The sequence below is a fragment of the Vibrio sp. SCSIO 43097 genome (assembly GCF_023650755.1).
GTDB lineage: Bacteria > Pseudomonadota > Gammaproteobacteria > Enterobacterales > Vibrionaceae > Vibrio > Vibrio alginolyticus.
The window spans coordinates 585,070-600,774 of the sequence record NZ_CP071841.1 but is presented as its reverse complement, the minus strand read 5'-3'; the positions used below and the strand labels follow the sequence as shown (position 1 = coordinate 600,774).

14 protein-coding genes are annotated in these 15,705 nt (G+C 42.2%); 6 read left to right on the top strand and 8 right to left on the bottom strand.

Going from position 1 to position 15,705, the window contains the following annotated elements:
• Positions 1 to 3 precede the first annotated feature (3 nt).
• The 3 genes from J4N40_RS19155 (at position 4) to yegS (ending at position 2,418) form a co-directional block, all read left to right on the top strand.
• Positions 4 to 429, top strand: a complete 426-nt coding sequence (locus tag J4N40_RS19155; RefSeq protein ID WP_132937209.1) for a bifunctional diaminohydroxyphosphoribosylaminopyrimidine deaminase/5-amino-6-(5-phosphoribosylamino)uracil reductase RibD — start codon at positions 4 to 6, stop codon at positions 427 to 429.
• A 172-nt stretch (positions 430 to 601) separates the two neighbouring features.
• Complete coding sequence (locus J4N40_RS19150; RefSeq protein WP_250654657.1) at positions 602 to 1,507, top strand: LysR family transcriptional regulator; 906 nt, start codon at positions 602 to 604, stop codon at positions 1,505 to 1,507.
• 8 nt (positions 1,508 to 1,515) lie between these two features.
• Positions 1,516 to 2,418, top strand: a complete 903-nt coding sequence (gene yegS, locus J4N40_RS19145) for a lipid kinase YegS (RefSeq protein ID WP_250654656.1) — start codon at positions 1,516 to 1,518, stop codon at positions 2,416 to 2,418.
• A gap of 81 nt (positions 2,419 to 2,499) precedes the next feature.
• Here yegS and J4N40_RS19140 read toward each other — a convergent pair whose 3' ends face one another.
• The 4 genes from J4N40_RS19140 to J4N40_RS19125 form a co-directional block, all read right to left on the bottom strand.
• On the bottom strand, positions 2,500 to 2,835 hold the full coding sequence (locus J4N40_RS19140) for a YgiW/YdeI family stress tolerance OB fold protein (RefSeq protein ID WP_203345389.1): 336 nt from the start codon (positions 2,833 to 2,835) through the stop codon (positions 2,500 to 2,502).
• A gap of 15 nt (positions 2,836 to 2,850) precedes the next feature.
• Complete coding sequence (locus J4N40_RS19135; RefSeq protein WP_250654655.1) at positions 2,851 to 3,498, bottom strand: AcfA family outer membrane beta-barrel protein; 648 nt, start codon at positions 3,496 to 3,498, stop codon at positions 2,851 to 2,853.
• A 163-nt stretch (positions 3,499 to 3,661) separates the two neighbouring features.
• The gene (locus J4N40_RS19130) at positions 3,662 to 5,275 is read right to left on the bottom strand and encodes a VRR-NUC domain-containing protein (RefSeq protein WP_213971537.1); all 1,614 of its coding nucleotides are present in this window, start codon (positions 5,273 to 5,275) and stop codon (positions 3,662 to 3,664) included.
• Between the two features lie 67 nt (positions 5,276 to 5,342).
• A complete protein-coding gene (locus tag J4N40_RS19125; protein WP_005388232.1) occupies positions 5,343 to 6,575 on the bottom strand; it encodes an L-lactate MFS transporter in 1,233 nt (410 codons plus the stop codon).
• Between the two features lie 576 nt (positions 6,576 to 7,151).
• Between J4N40_RS19125 and J4N40_RS19120 the strand changes: the two genes are divergently transcribed.
• The gene (locus J4N40_RS19120) at positions 7,152 to 7,508 is read left to right on the top strand and encodes a hypothetical protein (protein WP_005376535.1); all 357 of its coding nucleotides are present in this window, start codon (positions 7,152 to 7,154) and stop codon (positions 7,506 to 7,508) included.
• A 103-nt stretch (positions 7,509 to 7,611) separates the two neighbouring features.
• Here J4N40_RS19120 and dcuC read toward each other — a convergent pair whose 3' ends face one another.
• Both dcuC and J4N40_RS19110 read right to left on the bottom strand, forming a co-directional pair.
• On the bottom strand, positions 7,612 to 8,979 hold the full coding sequence (gene dcuC / locus J4N40_RS19115; protein ID WP_005376528.1) for an anaerobic C4-dicarboxylate transporter DcuC: 1,368 nt from the start codon (positions 8,977 to 8,979) through the stop codon (positions 7,612 to 7,614).
• A 359-nt stretch (positions 8,980 to 9,338) separates the two neighbouring features.
• Positions 9,339 to 10,463: an acyl-CoA desaturase gene (locus tag J4N40_RS19110; RefSeq protein ID WP_005376527.1), complete on the bottom strand. Its 1,125-nt coding sequence runs from the start codon at positions 10,461 to 10,463 to the stop codon at positions 9,339 to 9,341.
• Between the two features lie 271 nt (positions 10,464 to 10,734).
• Here J4N40_RS19110 and J4N40_RS19105 point away from each other — a divergent pair, with 271 nt between their 5' ends.
• Positions 10,735 to 11,283, top strand: a complete 549-nt coding sequence (locus J4N40_RS19105) for a GNAT family N-acetyltransferase (protein WP_005376525.1) — start codon at positions 10,735 to 10,737, stop codon at positions 11,281 to 11,283.
• An 89-nt stretch (positions 11,284 to 11,372) separates the two neighbouring features.
• Here J4N40_RS19105 and J4N40_RS19100 read toward each other — a convergent pair whose 3' ends face one another.
• Entirely contained in the window at positions 11,373 to 11,990 is a 618-nt protein-coding gene (locus J4N40_RS19100; RefSeq protein WP_017635351.1) for an HAD family hydrolase, read from the bottom strand.
• 363 nt (positions 11,991 to 12,353) lie between these two features.
• Between J4N40_RS19100 and J4N40_RS19095 the strand changes: the two genes are divergently transcribed.
• Positions 12,354 to 14,399, top strand: a complete 2,046-nt coding sequence (locus J4N40_RS19095; RefSeq protein ID WP_137282685.1) for a response regulator — start codon at positions 12,354 to 12,356, stop codon at positions 14,397 to 14,399.
• 103 nt (positions 14,400 to 14,502) lie between these two features.
• Here the strand turns inward: J4N40_RS19095 and cqsA are convergent, their stop codons facing one another.
• A complete protein-coding gene (cqsA, locus tag J4N40_RS19090; protein WP_017635350.1) occupies positions 14,503 to 15,684 on the bottom strand; it encodes an alpha-hydroxyketone-type quorum-sensing autoinducer synthase in 1,182 nt (393 codons plus the stop codon).
• Positions 15,685 to 15,705 lie beyond the last annotated feature (21 nt).

Here is a 15,705-nt window from a genome sequence, read left to right as displayed (position 1 = left end):
CAAATGAGCCAAGAGTTTATGCGCCGCGCATTGGAAGTGTCCAAAAATGCGCTTCCTGAATGTCAACCCAACCCGCCGGTTGGCTGCGTGTTAGTGAGAGACAATCAAATCGTTTCTGAAGGTCATACTCAAGCGATTGGTGGCAATCACGCGGAAGTGGAAGCGCTGAATGCGTATCAAGGCTCGTTAGAATCGGTGACGGCATACGTTACGCTAGAACCGTGTTCGTTTGTTGGTCGCACGCCAGCTTGCGCGGTGACATTAGTCAAATCCGGCATAAGCAAAGTCGTCGTAGCCATATTGGACCCCGACCCACGCAACAGTGGTCGAGGTATCGAGATTCTAAAACAAGCAGGTATAGAGGTAGAAACTGGTTTATGCGGCGAGGAAGTCAGCGAGTTTCTTACCCCTTACCTAGGCAAAGCCTAAGTCAAGCTTTACGTTGCACTACGGTGCCAGTTTATGTAGTGAATGAAGTGCGTCAAAATTGAGTTAAAACTCATTAAAACAAGCGATACCGCTCATTTATTGCACTTGGCTACGTGAAGGATCATGCTGTTAGATTAAAATAGAGAAAGTGACTTTTGAAAAATTTAATAGCATGAAACCGACCGACCTTAATCTTATCCCCATTTTCACTGCCATCTATGAAGAGCGTAACTTGTCTCGGGCGGCGGCGCGCTTAAACATCACCCAGCCTGCGGTGAGTAAAGCGCTAGCAAGGCTACGTGATATCTACGATGATCCATTGTTTCATCGTTGCGTTAAAGGTGTCGAGCCTACCTCGTTTGCGATGGATATTTATCCTGCTCTTCTAGCTTCAGTACAAAATTTCACTTCGACATTATCGGCCTCTAATGAGTTTGACCCTAAAGTGTCGAATAGAGTGTTTTCTATTGCCTGTGTGTCCGTTGCGAGCTTTGAGTTGCTACCTCAAGTCATGAAACAAATCCGTGTGTCGACGCCAAATGTTGCATTAGAAGTACATCCGCTTTTTACGGAAGATTTTGAAAGTGATCTGCGGTTACAACGATACGATTTGATCATTGATATCACACCAAGAGCAAGAACGGTGCTAAAACTGGAAACTGTACTTACAGAGCGTTTGGTGGTGGTATGTAGCGAAACGCATCCACGCCTGAATGACGAGATTACGGCTGAACAATTTTTTGAAGAAGAACACGTAGTGGTTTCGCAGTGGCAGAGTCGTAAGAGCTTGTTAAACGCCGATGACATTGCCGACTTGGATAAGAGAAAGATTAAGTATCGAGCCTCAGGCGTACTAGAAATGCTCCCAATTATTTGTGGTAGTGAATACATTGGTTTAATGCCAGAGTCGATGATCAACTTGTTCAATAACACCTATCATGTTAAATCTTTATCAATGCCATTTGATGAACAAATGTATGAGCTTTGCACAATCTGGCATCCTAGTCGCACAAACGACAGCGCCCATCAATGGTTGCGTTCACAGATTAAGCAAGCAGGAAAAGTCATCAACCAATAGGAAGTGCAATGAAAAAGACAATACGTGCCATCCTTAACGGAAAAAAAGCTGGGAATCCAGAGTTAAGAGATGCAATCATGAAAATGAGAGAAAAAGGCATCGACGTACAGGTGCGTGTGACGTGGGAATCTCAAGACATGCCGCGGCTAGTGAAAGAAGCGGTTGATGAAGGCATTGAACGTATTGTTGTCGCTGGTGGCGATGGGACCGTCAATGAGGCGGCTTCTGCGATTATTCAAATTGACGAAGAAAAACGCCCTGAGTTAGCCATTATTCCCCTTGGTACCGCCAATGACTTTGCTACCGCTATTCAAGTACCTAATTCCATTAAGGCGTCTTTATCTCTTGCTGTTGAGGGGCAGTCCGCTTTGGTCGATTGCGTCAAAGCGAACGATCGCTGCTTTATTAACGTGGCAACAGCAGGGTTTGGCGCAGAAGTTACAGCAGAAACGCCTGTTGAACTCAAAAACTTTCTTGGCGGCGGAGCTTACACGCTAACTGGTGTTGTAAAAGCACTTGGCTTTAAACCATATGACGGAACAATAACGATTGAAGGTGGTGCGTATCAGGGAGAAATGTTGCTCGGCGCGTTTTGTAATGGGCGCCTTGCTGGAGGTGGGCAAGAGTTAGCTCCAAAAGCGATGATTAATGATGGGCTGATGGATCTAACATTGGTGTGCCCATTTTTACCTCATGAGCTGCCTAAAGTAATCGACGAGATCAATAACCCGAGTGAGAAAGGAGAGTTTGTGAAGTACACAAGAGCAAGCTGGTTGGAGATAGACTTCCCGAATCCATTGCCTCTTAATTTAGATGGAGAACCTTATCATTCGAGAACCATTAGATTTGATGTTCAGCCTAAGAGTATACGATTAGTCGTACCGCAAGATTGTCCTTGCTTGACTAGCTAAACGAGCGTTTTCCATGATTATTGCTTAACACAGCCACTAAAATGTGGCTGTGTTGTTTTTGTTGAGGTATTAGTCAACTTCTTAACGTTTTTGAATGGTCTCAACGTCTATCTGCGTAGCTGTCCAATCTGAATCAACCTCTCCTCGAATCATTACGGTATCTTTTGGTGTCACTTCTTGACCCATCCAATCTTCGTTGTCGATCTCTACTTCGATCTCACCAGTGTTGTCTTTGAACAAGTAAGTCTCGTTACCAAATGATTGAACAATATGCCCGGTTAGCACTACAGCGCTGTCGTCGGTTGCGTTGCGCGCCTCTTTCACCGTATTGATTGCACTGACTTCTGGACCATTAAACGCGGCGAAAGCCGAGCTTGAAAGTAGAGCAAGCATGGATGTTAACAATACTCTTTTCATTATCATCTCCTTATATTAGAAGTAATAAGTTGTGCCTACGTTAAAGGATGCAGTGTTTGCGTAGCTGTCTAGTTGGTATTTAGCGTTTGCGCCAATCGTGAGCTTTGGCAACACTTGGTATTCCGCGCCCACAGAGAACATTGCGCCTAACTCGTTGCTTTTCTCCGAGCTATGGAAAAGCGTGTTGCTTATTTCCACATCGTTATTCGCGACAAGCTCATATTCTTGATGTTGAGCAACCTTGGCGTCGTATTGTGTGTAAGTTAAACCCGCTTTGAATTTTGTTGTCCATTTATCACTTAATGCATAGCTAAACACTGGTGCTAGCGAGACTTGTTTGGCTGTGATAGAGGAATCCCAATCCATTTCATGATTGTAATCTTTGCCATCAATTGTCTTGATACCAAGGTCCTTAGAACGGCCGTCATCAAGGTCAAACTGGCTGTAACCTAGCTCAATTGCCCAATTGTCATTAAACGAGTAACCGATAAATCCTGAGAAAATACCATCCTCAAGTTCTGGGTTAAGTGTTACATTTTCAGCTGAAAAGTGAGGTTCCAAGTCATGGTCAGTGGTGCCTAGTCCATATTCCAGACCTACATAAGGAGCCGCAGATACCGAAACTGAGCAGGTAACGAGTAACGCAAGAATGGTTTTGTTCATTTTATTTTGCCTCTTCAAATCAACTTAATGAGTAGAAGCGCATTGTGTGTGATGAAGCGTGAAGTGATCGTGAAGAAACGAAAATATTTCAGAAAAAGAGCAAGGTGCGGTAAAGAAGAAATTGTTTTAATGAACATGCGCCAAGCTCTTTATATAAAGTGTGTTAACTTGCGGCGACGTAACACACCGCAAATGGCACATTAAGGCGGGTAAACTCTTTAATCCAACGCCATTGGTTGTCTTGGAGTTTATCGCCTGGCCCTTTTACTTCAATCCATTCGAACTCGTTTCCTTTAAAAGCAATCAGATCAGGCATCCCATTGCGGTAAAGCTTTAGGTCACTCAATTGTATTTTAAATAGCGCCATCAACATGTTAGTTGGGATTGTATCGAGTGCTGTTTCGAGTAGTTCTTTACTTATTAAGCTCCAATGCACAAATGGATTGCTGATACCAAACTTCTCATCGTAATTTGTCAATAACGTATGAGTGTTACCCGTTTCCAATTCGTCAAACGCCGCATCTATCAAAGCTTGGCGCTTGGTAACAAAATCCGAGTGATATAAATCTAAAGGACGGTGTTGATAAGCGTTAATGAATGCCCCTTCAATAGGAGCAAAAATCGCATCCCAAAAAGTGAGACCAAGTAATGCATTAAGCAGTGCATTTTCGGCGTAAAATACAGTCCAGCCTAAGGACTCAAAATACGCTTTGCTGGCGAGTTCGACTCTCTGTTGAGATAAATCCAGTTCAAGGCGGTATTCCGTACAGGTTGGCTTCGTCACTCTTGGCACTTTCTCGCCTTGTTTTCGTTTTAACCGTTGCTCAAGTTTTTGTGCAACTTCGAGCTCAGACACATCGATCGGTGAGTTAAGCATATCTGTGACAATGTCACCAAATAAATCATCATGGTTTAATTTGTCATAGATACGTGCGCGTCGTTCTCGGCTCGGTGTGAGTTGAGTTTGGCCAAATAGAGACAGGGCGGTCTCTAGATCATTAAGCCGTTCGTAATCACGTGCTATGTCATTCAACATGTGCTCGCGTTTACGATCTACGCAACGGTGTTTAACGGGCTGAGGCATTGCCTCAATTAATAAGTCGAGATTGGCTTTGTCTTTTCGGTCAAATTGCCAGTACAGGTTGGCCAACTGGCTCAGTTCAATTAAACGGTCTATTTGCTCACGTGAATCAAAGAAACGGCGCACTTTACTCAATTGATATTGCTCGAACTGATGCAAACCTAAGTCATCAAGCACAAACTGACTTAAGTCTTGATGGGTGTTGGCAAAAAACAGAGTGAGCAACACGTCGATCATATGAGCTGAATTGAGTTTGACGATCGTAAACTCAAGCTTCTCTATACGATCAAATTCCGCATTACTCAAACGTTCGACAAGGGCGTCTTTCTTGAGTGATTTCGGCAGTTCGGGATAAAGCGCAGAGATTTCTGGTTTGGTCAGTAAATTGGCCGCTAACTCTTGATGAGAAAGGTGTGGGGAAAGGGCTACAAACTCATGCTGACTCAATTCTACCAGTGCTTCATTGATAGAAGGTATTTCTTGATAACTCAGCTTATCGCTTCGAAACCAACACCCCTTTCGGCTGTATAAACGCACCAAAAGGCACTGGGCGTGTTTGCTCAAAGAATCAAACGAGCAAAGCCATGCGTGTTCTTCCTTGGTCAGTAAATCGCTGTACCAAGTTACTGCGTGATGAGTCAGCTTGAAGAAGTTCTCTAGATAGTAGTCTGGTGCAAGTTCGATAGGGCTTTCCATAAACGACCGATAACAAAAAAGGCTTAACCCATAGGTTAAGCCTTTTTGCTATCAAATCAATTCGCAATTATGCGTTTTTTAGCTGTGCTACTTTCGCTTCAGACAATGGCTTAGTGATGAACGCAAGTACGATACATACTGCCATCATTGCAGAAGAAATTGTGTAAGCCAAGGTGTAGCCGTCGCCATTTGTCATCGAGAAACCAACAACCGCTGCGCCGATTGCACCACCAATACCCCATGCAGTGTAAAGTACGCCGTAGTTAGTTCCGTAGTTTTTCAGACCGTAGAACTCAGCCGTTAGAGTAGGGAATACCGCTAGAAGTGTACCGTAACCTACCGCTGCGATTGCTGTACCGATGATCAGTGTAAACTCAGAGTCGAACGTCGCGAACAGCACCATGTTTACGCCTTGTAGAACGAACGCGAGTAGAAGCGTACGAACACCGCCGATTTTATCTGCAAGCATACCCGCGGCAACACGACCGCCAGAGTTGAATACAGCAAGAATAGACGCTAGGTAAACCGCGTTTGGCAAGTTTGCTTGAACGCTTGCGATTGTCGTGATGTTACCAATGATCATTAGACCAACAGAAGCTGCAAACGCGTACATGATCCATAGAGAGTAGAACTGTGGCGTTTTCAACATTGCTTTCCAAGTTAAGTCATCTGACTTTTTCACCGCTTTAGGTGCTTGGCCTTCTTTTACTTTAGGCTCAGCAGGTGTGTAGTCTGCTGGTGGGTTGTTGATGGTTGCTGCAAGAGGAACTGCAATCGCTAGGATACCAACACCAAGAACCATAAAGCTAGTTTGAATGCCCATGCTGTCTATTAGCGCAGAAGTTACTGGCGCAAGGTAAATAGCCGCTAGACCGAAACCTGCCGCAATAATGCCGTTAACCATACCTTTCTTCGAAGCGTGGAACCACTTCATCGCAGAAGGTGATAGGCATGCGTAACCAAAACCGATACCTGCACCTGTGATCACACCGAATGTAATGTTCAACATTAGTGGAGAGTTCACAAAGCCAGACGCGATCATGCCCAGACCTGTAAGAACAGTACCTAGGATAAGGATCATTCGAGGGCCCATGCGGTCTTGAAGAATGCCTGCAATAAGAAGACAGATAGAGAAAGTGATGGTTGCAGTTGCGTAAGGTGCAGAAGCTTCTGCAGCACTCCAGCCTGATTCAGTTACCAGTGCCTTGTTGAATACACTCCAAGCATACAGGATGCCAAGACAAAGGTTGATACAGAACCCTGCTAACAGGATGCGCATAGCTTTATCAATCTTGCTCATTTTTATTCTCAGTTTTTCCTCTTATTGGCAATGCCGCAAAGAAGGTTGGTTTAAAGATGTTTTTTCTCAAAATTAGTTTGCGTTTTTCAACGTTTAACGCAATGAGCGCGGATTATAACCAATAAATATGTGATTGGAATCTCTTTTTACGGTTACTGATAAAATAATTTGCAACATTAAAAGTGGATGTGAATTCATGGTTTTGTATGTAGTAAGAACGTTGTAAAAAAGTGATATTTTTTGTTCGCTAATAACGAATGATGAGTCAAGACAGAGAGGTTTTACGCTGTTGAGTGCACAGTTCACATTTCAAATAAAAAATTTCAAAATGTTTCCATGTTAACCATCTGTAACAAAAATGGCGAATTTATCATCTAACTGTCGTAAGTATCAGATGCAAAGGGTTTCTTAATTTTTAATTGTTAACCTTTTGTAATAATTGAAGCTGATTAGCTTTTATGTTCATTAAGTGAGCAAAAAAGTAACTTGTAATTGCTGATTTTAGGCGCAGAATATAGTGAAAAATGAGTTTTCATTTATGAAGGGATGCTTTTTAGATTTGTTGTGAGGTGACTTATGAAACTGTTCCTATTACTCATGGCTTCGGTATCCGCTGGTATCGCATCAGCAGACCACATCCATTCATTTATGTTGGGCTTATCTATTGCTTCTTTAGCGGTAGGTAGCTGTTATTTCTTCGCATTTCGCAGCTCGCGCTTTCCACAGCTTGCTTTATTCCTACTCATTTGCGGTATGCTTTCTAAGTTGACGATAACCGTAGTCGGTGTGATGTGGGGAATGTCCGCGGAATTAATCACGTCTCCAATCGTATTCGCACTTTCATATTTATTCTTTTCGCTTGCCGTTACCTACTTATGGTTTAGCTACAGAGAGAGCATCACTAAGATTCCTGACCGATTTAAGTCAGCGTAAATCAACACATTAGAATAAAAAAAACGCCAGCACATTTGCTGGCGTTTTTAATTAAACGTAATTTTGTTCGGATATTGCTTTTAGTTTGATCGTGGCAATACCGTTAGGCACTCATTGGAACAAGCACCATAGTACCAATAATCACCGTGATAAGGCCTGCTAGAACTGGAACGGATGTGCGTTTTACAACCTCAAACGGGCTGATGTTTGCCATACCTGATGTCGCAACGATTACGCCAGATACTGGTGAGATAGTACGGCCTAGGTTTGATGCTTGAAGCATCGGGATAATTAGGAAAGCAGGGTTTAATCCCATTTTCGCAGCCAAAGATGGTGCTAACTCCACGAACGCATAAAAAGGCGCGTTACCCGAACCCGTTGCAATTGCTGCTGCAACTGTCAATGCAGTTAGAATAAGCATTAAAGCAACGCCGCCTGCACCAGCATTATCTGCTAGATGAAGTAGGTTATCGATAGCTCCGATAGACATCAGACCTTGTGCAAAAACCCCTGCGGCAACCAAAAGCATCACAACGCCTTTGAACGCGTCAGCCATGCCTGCGTAACAAGAATCTAAATCTTCTAGTGATTTCTTACCATCGAACTTATTTACAACATAATGGATCAGAGCTCCAAGGAAAATCGAACCAACCACAATAGTGTAGATGTCTAGACTAAGTCCTGGAATGGTACGACCGTTGAATAGGAAAACGCCGATGATAGGTAGAAAAGGAAGAGCTGCATAAAACGCTGGTGCGTCAGCTTTGATCTCTGATACATCAATTTTTTCCATTGGTGTATTTTCTTTCTTATCTAAGTATTTGTTCCAGAAGAACGCTGCCGCTGCCATGACGATGATTGCGCAAATAGAAACAGGCAACACAGTTTGTACCGCAAACACATCAAGCTCTAAACCAGACTTTTCTGCTGCGATAACAACATCACCAGAAGTAGGAGAAAGGATGATTGCCGCTGGAGAGGCACACACTGCAACGGCTGCTGGACGAGAAATGCCCATCGCGACCATCATTGGGAATAATGTCGCCATTAATAGTACGCCAAGGCCTGTTGCAGAACTTACCGCAAGAGACATTAAACACGCCACAATGTAAGCCGCTACCAAAAGGACGTAAGGAGACTTGATGACAGAAAGCGGTTTAGAGAACTGTTTCACTACCACGTTGTTCGCGCCGATATGAGTCATGTATGACGCAAAACCACAAAGCAGCATGATTTGCATACCAAGACCGCCACCGCGGTATTGAAGCATGTATTTCACGTATTCAAGCGCATCTGTCACCATGTTACCAGTTGAGGTGATTTTTGACGGCAGCACGTCGTGCCCCAAAACGCCAGTCATAAGAAGTAAAGCAATACCAGCTGTCAGTAACACGCCCGCAGCTTTATAGCCTTTGACAATAAAGTAACCCACCGCAATGGTAACCACTAAGCCAATTAAGAGCTCTAACATAGGGATCTCCGAATGTTATGTAAAAAAGAAAGAAACTGTTTCAGTTTATGACAAGGAATTTACAGAATTCTTAGCTGTGGCACGAGACAAATATGGGGCTTGCATGATCTGAGACAAATAATAATTTAATAAATAATTTCGTTAGATTGTATTGTTGGAATTTGGTTTTCTAAGTGTTATGTGCTGGTTTGAAGCTATTTATAGGAAGGAAAATATGACTAGGAAAGTGAATGAATAATGAGTGAATTGATTCACAATAGGAAAAAGACTTTACTCAATAAGCAATTGTTGGAAAACACTCTTCACAACAAAAAAGCTTCGCCGAAGCGAAGCTAAGTAATCGTAAGAATGAGGATAAACTATGCGTATCGACGAACCATAAGGTTCCAACTACGTTGCTGCCGTTCGAACTCTGCTTTAATTTGCTGGTATTTCATTTTCGTTACAGAACATTCGTATTTTTTTACCACACTGGCAGTTTTAGCACCGAGTACTTCTTTGCGCATCTCGTAGTATTCCTGCATGTGATGAACTAGAGTATCAAACTCGTGCTGTAGCTGATCGAGGATTGTTTGCGTGTTCGGTTTCGATTCTAGCTTTTCTCTTGCTTTCTTCAAAAGTTGACTCGCACGGGCTTTTTCAATTCTAAATGTAGGCGTTGTGCGCAACTTAGATGTAAGTCCTAGCCAAGAACATGACTTTATCAACCACTTCGTTGGGTCGTAATGCCACCAATACACGCCATTGCGATAGTCATTCTCGAAAATATGATGGAAATTATGGTAACCCTCTCCAAATGTGAAAAAGGCGAGTACACCATTATCGCGAGCAGTGTTTTTGTCTGTGAAAGTTTGCTTACCCCAAATATGTGCGAGGGAGTTAATGAAAAAAGTTGTATGGTGACTCATAAATAGTCGAGCCGCACCAACGACCAATAACATCCCCCAGATATCACCGTAGATCAGTCCTAGTATGACTGGGAAACCAATATTAGTCAGTAGGGCAAGTGGAACATAATACTTATGCTGCCACATGACGATTTTATCGCGCTTTAGGTCACGGCAGTTTGTATATTCGTTTTCCTTTGATTTATTGTAATCACGTAACATCCACCCAATGTGAGAATACCAAAAACCCCGCTTGGCTGAGTACGGATCTTTATCGTTATTGTCGACATGTTTGTGATGCACACGATGATCAGAAGACCAATGTAATGCACTATTTTGCAAAGAAAATGCTCCTCCAATCGCAAAAATGGCGCGCAAAATAGGATGAGCTTCGTATGTTTTGTGGCTCCAGAGACGATGATAGCCTGCTGTAATAGAAAGGTTAGTGAAACTAAATGCAATCACTCCCCAAATTAGATGTTCCCAACCTAGTCCAAAATGATATGCATACCAAGGCATTACAATAAAAGTCAGAACAAAACTGGCAGAAAATATTAATGTATTCAACCAGATAACAGGTGGTTTGTTTTGAGTCACAGGTGTATCCCTAACTTTGAGCTAACAACTGTTCGCCAGAATATCAGCGTACACATGTAAGTCAAATTAAAGTTAGACAAATGTGACTATTCCTTTGGGTGTAGATTAAGGAACTTGATGGGATATTTTGCTTTTAATTGAATAATGAGTAGTATTAAAAAATGAGCTCTGGCTTAAGGTGTATAAAATCTGCCAAGAAACAAGTGTTATAAAGGTGGAATATACCGAGACTCTATAAAGAAGCAAAAATGTAAGAAAATAGGAATACGTAATGGATTTACGATTAGCGGAATATAAGGACTACGAGCGCATTGCGCATCTTCATGCGGATAGCTGGAAGCGTCATTACCGTGGCATTCTTAGTGATAACTATCTTGAGAAAGAAGCGATTGACGACAAACTACTGATTTGGCAAACCCGTTTGACCAACCCACCATTCAATCAGCACATTGTCTTGGCGGAGGAGGGAGGTTTGCTACTTGGCTTTGTTTGTGTGTTCGGCAACCATGATTTCGAGCGTGGAACCTTTATTGACGCATTGCATGTTGATGACAGTTACCGTGGTCGTGGGATTGGTAAGCAGCTATTACTTGCTGTCGCAGAATGGCAACAGCAGTACTTTAAAGACACAGGTCTTTATTTAGAAGTTGTGTCGCAAAACATTTCTGCGATTGAATTCTATCGCCACATTGGTGGTCAAGAGGATCAAGAGCGAACTTGGCGCGCACCTGATGGCAAAGAGGTGTTAGAAAAAGTATTCCGTTGGAAGAACGCCCAGTCATTAGTTAGTGGGATTGAGGAAAACGTGATTTACTCCTAACCTAGCGTTCTAAAACATTAGATAAGAGCAGTCTCAACACTGCTCTTTTTTGTTTATGCACCCTAACGTTATGTTTTATTGAAAGCTTTCTAGAAGTTAACCCCCATGGCTTTTAGTTCGAGCTCACATTGCTGAGCATTTTCAAACTGAATAGCAGCCATGCCAACTGCTCGGGCACCTTCAACATTGTAAGGCATGTCATCAAGAAATACTGTCTCTTCGGGGTTAAGCTGATACTTTGAAAGTAGAGTTTGGTAGATCTCCGCTTGTGGTTTTAGTAATTGAACTTCAGAAGAGATGATTGCTCCATCAAACAGTGGCCAAAACTCATAGGTAGTACGAAGATGTTCCACAATTTCGTTGATGTTGTCTGTGAGCGCATATACGCCATATCCGGCTCTTTTTACTCGTTTTAACAGCTCTATACTGCCGTAAAGTAATATTTGAGTGTGTTTTACATAATAAAAGAAGCGGTCCATTTCTTCCGTCGTTACTTGGTGTTCACGTTGATAACGCTGTTTTGCTTCCCTTTCGGAGATCGTCCCTTTATTTAAATCTTTCCAGATTTGTGATGAAAATAGCATCTGAGCCATTTTCTCTGATTCTACGGAACCACCAAATGTTAAGCGAACGATTTCTACTGGAGACCAGCGTACCAACACATTACCTACATCAAAAATGACATTTTTTATCTGGACAGAATTCATAACACACCCCAAGCCAATTGTTCTTCACCACGCTATATGCGGTGAGTGCTGTTTTTGAATCGTTGGAAAGTCGTGCCAAAGGCGCGACTTAAGTTTCTTACACAAAATGAGATTAACATCCAATTGGATACAGAGCGATTATCGCAAAATTGCACTAAACTATATGCAACTTTGTTTATTTGGTTGTAAATCAAGTGTAGCTGTCTTAAAAGATTGAAACTAAAGATAAGTATTGCGAGCTGTTTACGTCATTTCGCGCTGCTTATAAATGATGATTAATATATAATTAGTTAATAATAAAACGATAAAAGTGAATCAAAATCACACTATTGTGCGTCAGGCGGAGTAAGCAAAACAGATTATATGGACTCGATACGTAAGGTTTATCAATATGCAGAACCAAACCTAACTCTCGTTGGCTGGATGGGGTTTCTTGGCTTTCCGCTGTACTACTTTGTCTGGGAGTTTGCCTTTCCACAGGCTTATGAAAATTTACCCCTTAGATTGTTTTGTTCGTTATTGTTTTTCGGAATCATTTTTAGAAACCGCTTATCATCGACTTGGAGAGATTATGTTCCTATTTATTACCAAGTGACGATAACGCTGTGTTTACCGTTTTTCTTTTTTTATATGTTACTGATGAATGACTGGTCCAATGTATGGGTTATGTCGTTTATGTCTGCAATTTTCTTACACATTTTACTGGTTCATGTTACTAGGGTCATGTTTGCTCAAACCTTTGCTGGGATAGGCTTGGCCACATTCTTCGCTTGGGTTGCAAAAGGGTTCCATCTGGACCTGACCATGGATTGGACTCATGTGCCAATCTTTCTGTTTATTTATGTCTTCGGTAATTTGTTCTATTTTCGTAACCAAGTTGAACATGAAGCAAAAGTCTCGCTGGCAAAATCATTCGGGGCAGGGATTGCACATGAAATGCGTAACCCGTTGAGTGGGCTTTGCACTTCAATAGATGTTATCCAGTCGATCTTGCCCAACATGAAAGAGGCAGGAAAAGAGCAGTACGTCATGAGTGTAGAAGATGTCACCTTATTACGTGAAGTGAGTCAGGATGCAATGAACATTATCCAATCGGGTAATGAAACCATCGATTTATTGCTGACTTCGATTGATGAAAATCGAGTTTCTCGTTCTAGCTTCAAAAAATATTCAGCTCACTCGGTCGTTGAACAGGCAATTGAAAGCTTCAGTTATAAACGTGCCACTGATCGATTTGCCATATCGTTGGATGCGAGAAGTGAGTTTGAGTTTCTAGGTAGTGATACGCTGCTTAAATACGTTATGTATAATCTTTTCAAGAATGCCTTCCATCACCGTAAATCTGAAGATTTTCACATACATGTATCCATGATAAGTTCAGAACGCTTTAATCAAATTGTTGTAACCGATAATGGTGCTGGTATTGCTCCTGATGTTCTACGCAATATCTTTCAAGACTTTTACACCACCGGCAAATCAGGAAGTTATGGTTTGGGCCTACCGTTTTGTAAAAAAGTCATGCGTTCATTTGGGGGGAACATTGAGTGTCAATCTCAGTTAGGAGAGTGGTCTCAATTTACGTTAACTTTCCCACTAACGACATCTGATACCGTTACTGAAATCAAAAACGATCTGACTAAACTCAAAACCATTCTAACGGTGACTAGCCAAGATATCTTGGTGTCTAAAGTAACAGATATTAGCCGTTTTATGGGCTTTGACTCGACGATTTTAGATGCCAACCAAGTACTCAAAAAGAAAGAGTACGAGTTCGAATTCGATCTGATTTTTATCGATCTTGAGAGCTTAGATCCAAGAGCAAACCAATTGGATAGATTAGAATCTCTCTTGTCTTTCACTGAAGCACGCATAGTTTATCTTTTTGAGCATCATCCGACTCAGAGAGCACGTAAGGCTGCATATGAACCTATTTGGATCGAAACGCAAGCCTGGTTATTGAATACTAAACCAACTATTGAGCGTCTCTTATATGATTCAAGCTATGTATCGACACCAACGGCCTCGGTGACGTTAGATAATTCAAATAAGCGCACAATTATGGTCGTGGATGATAATGAATCTTTGCGTAAATTCACGGCAATGTTACTTGAAAAGCAAGGCTTTGAAGTGATTCAGAAAGAAGACGGGCAGCAGGCTCTGGATACACTAGAGCAAGAAGATGTTGATCTCATTCTGATGGATATCGAAATGCCAATTATGGATGGTGTAGAAGCGTCTAGGCGAATTCGAAGCTCGGATAAAAACTATGCGTCGGTACCTATTATTGCGCATACAGGGGATAGTTCACCTGTCACGTTGGACAAAATTGGGTCTTCGGGTATGTCTGACTTCATCGTAAAACCGGCGGATAAAAATCGTTTGTTCGATAAAATCGCAAACTGGATCTAATCATTCGCGACTTGTTTTCTTGAGGCGAGTTGCTCACAACGAATAACACGAATAAAGAGCTCAGCAAAACTGTTGAGCTCTTTAGTTTTATCTACACACTAACTTACACAAACTCTAAGTCAGGGTGTGCAAATGCTTGTTGGCAGACAGTGAGTACATGATCAACTTCAGCAGCTGTCATGTCTGCATTGACTGAAAAACGGATGATGTTTTTGTTCCTTCCAGTTGCAGGGCGGCAAAACACTGCGCCGTAAACATTTCGCTCTTCGAGAAAGTCGCGGACTCGCTCAGTGTTTCTCTCGTTACCACATTCTAATGCGATAATTTGTGATTCACTGCGAATAGTAAATCCAATGCGTTTTAAACCAACGGCTAAAGACTTGGCTCTTTCAAACAGAATATCTCGCTTATCATCTGATTTTCTTATGACGTCCAGTGTTTTCTCTAGCCGAATGATCTCTTGCGGTAATACGGTAGAACTAAATATTGCAGGGTACGCCACAAATGGAAGCGTCTTCGCCAGTTTTTCTGGGCCTAAAATCGCGCCAGCACGATAAGCAAATGTCTTGGCAAGACTAACGGTAATAAAATCTACCTTATGAGTTAAGCCAAGACCCTGCAGTATCCCCGCACCTTGTGGACCGTGTGTACCTAAAGAGTGTGATTCATCTACAACCAGGCCGCAGTCAAACTCCTGTGCTATTTCGTAGATATCACGTAGAGGAGCGATGGTCCCGATAGTGCTGTAAACCGAATCCACAACAATGATCCCTGAACCGTGACGTGAAATCTGTTTTCTTAGGTGACTGGTGTTGTTATGCATGAACGGATGAATTTGTGCTCCGGCAATACGTGCGCCTTCCCACAAAGACATATGTGCAAAGAAATCAATGTACACAGGTATGTTCGGTGCACAAATAGTCTGCAATAAACCGACATTCGCAGCCCAACCAGATTGAGAAAGTAGACAACTAGGCATACCAACGAAACTGGCTAGTTGCGTTTCAAATACAGGTTTCGATTCATCGTCTTGTAAGAAAATCGCGGACATCACGACGTTGTCATCGTGCTGGGAAATCGCATCACGATGCGCGTTTTGAATCTCCTTATTATGAGACAGTGCAAGGTAATCATTGCTTTGCAGGACAACGGCATTACACGGTGGGCGTTTACCAAGAACAAGGTGTTTTTTGTTCTCATTCGGTTCGATTAGATCTTGAATATAAAAATCTAGGCGTTCCTCGATAAAGGAGGGAAGTGGTTTGCTTTGTATAGTTTCACTCATAATAAATCTCTTCTTCATATG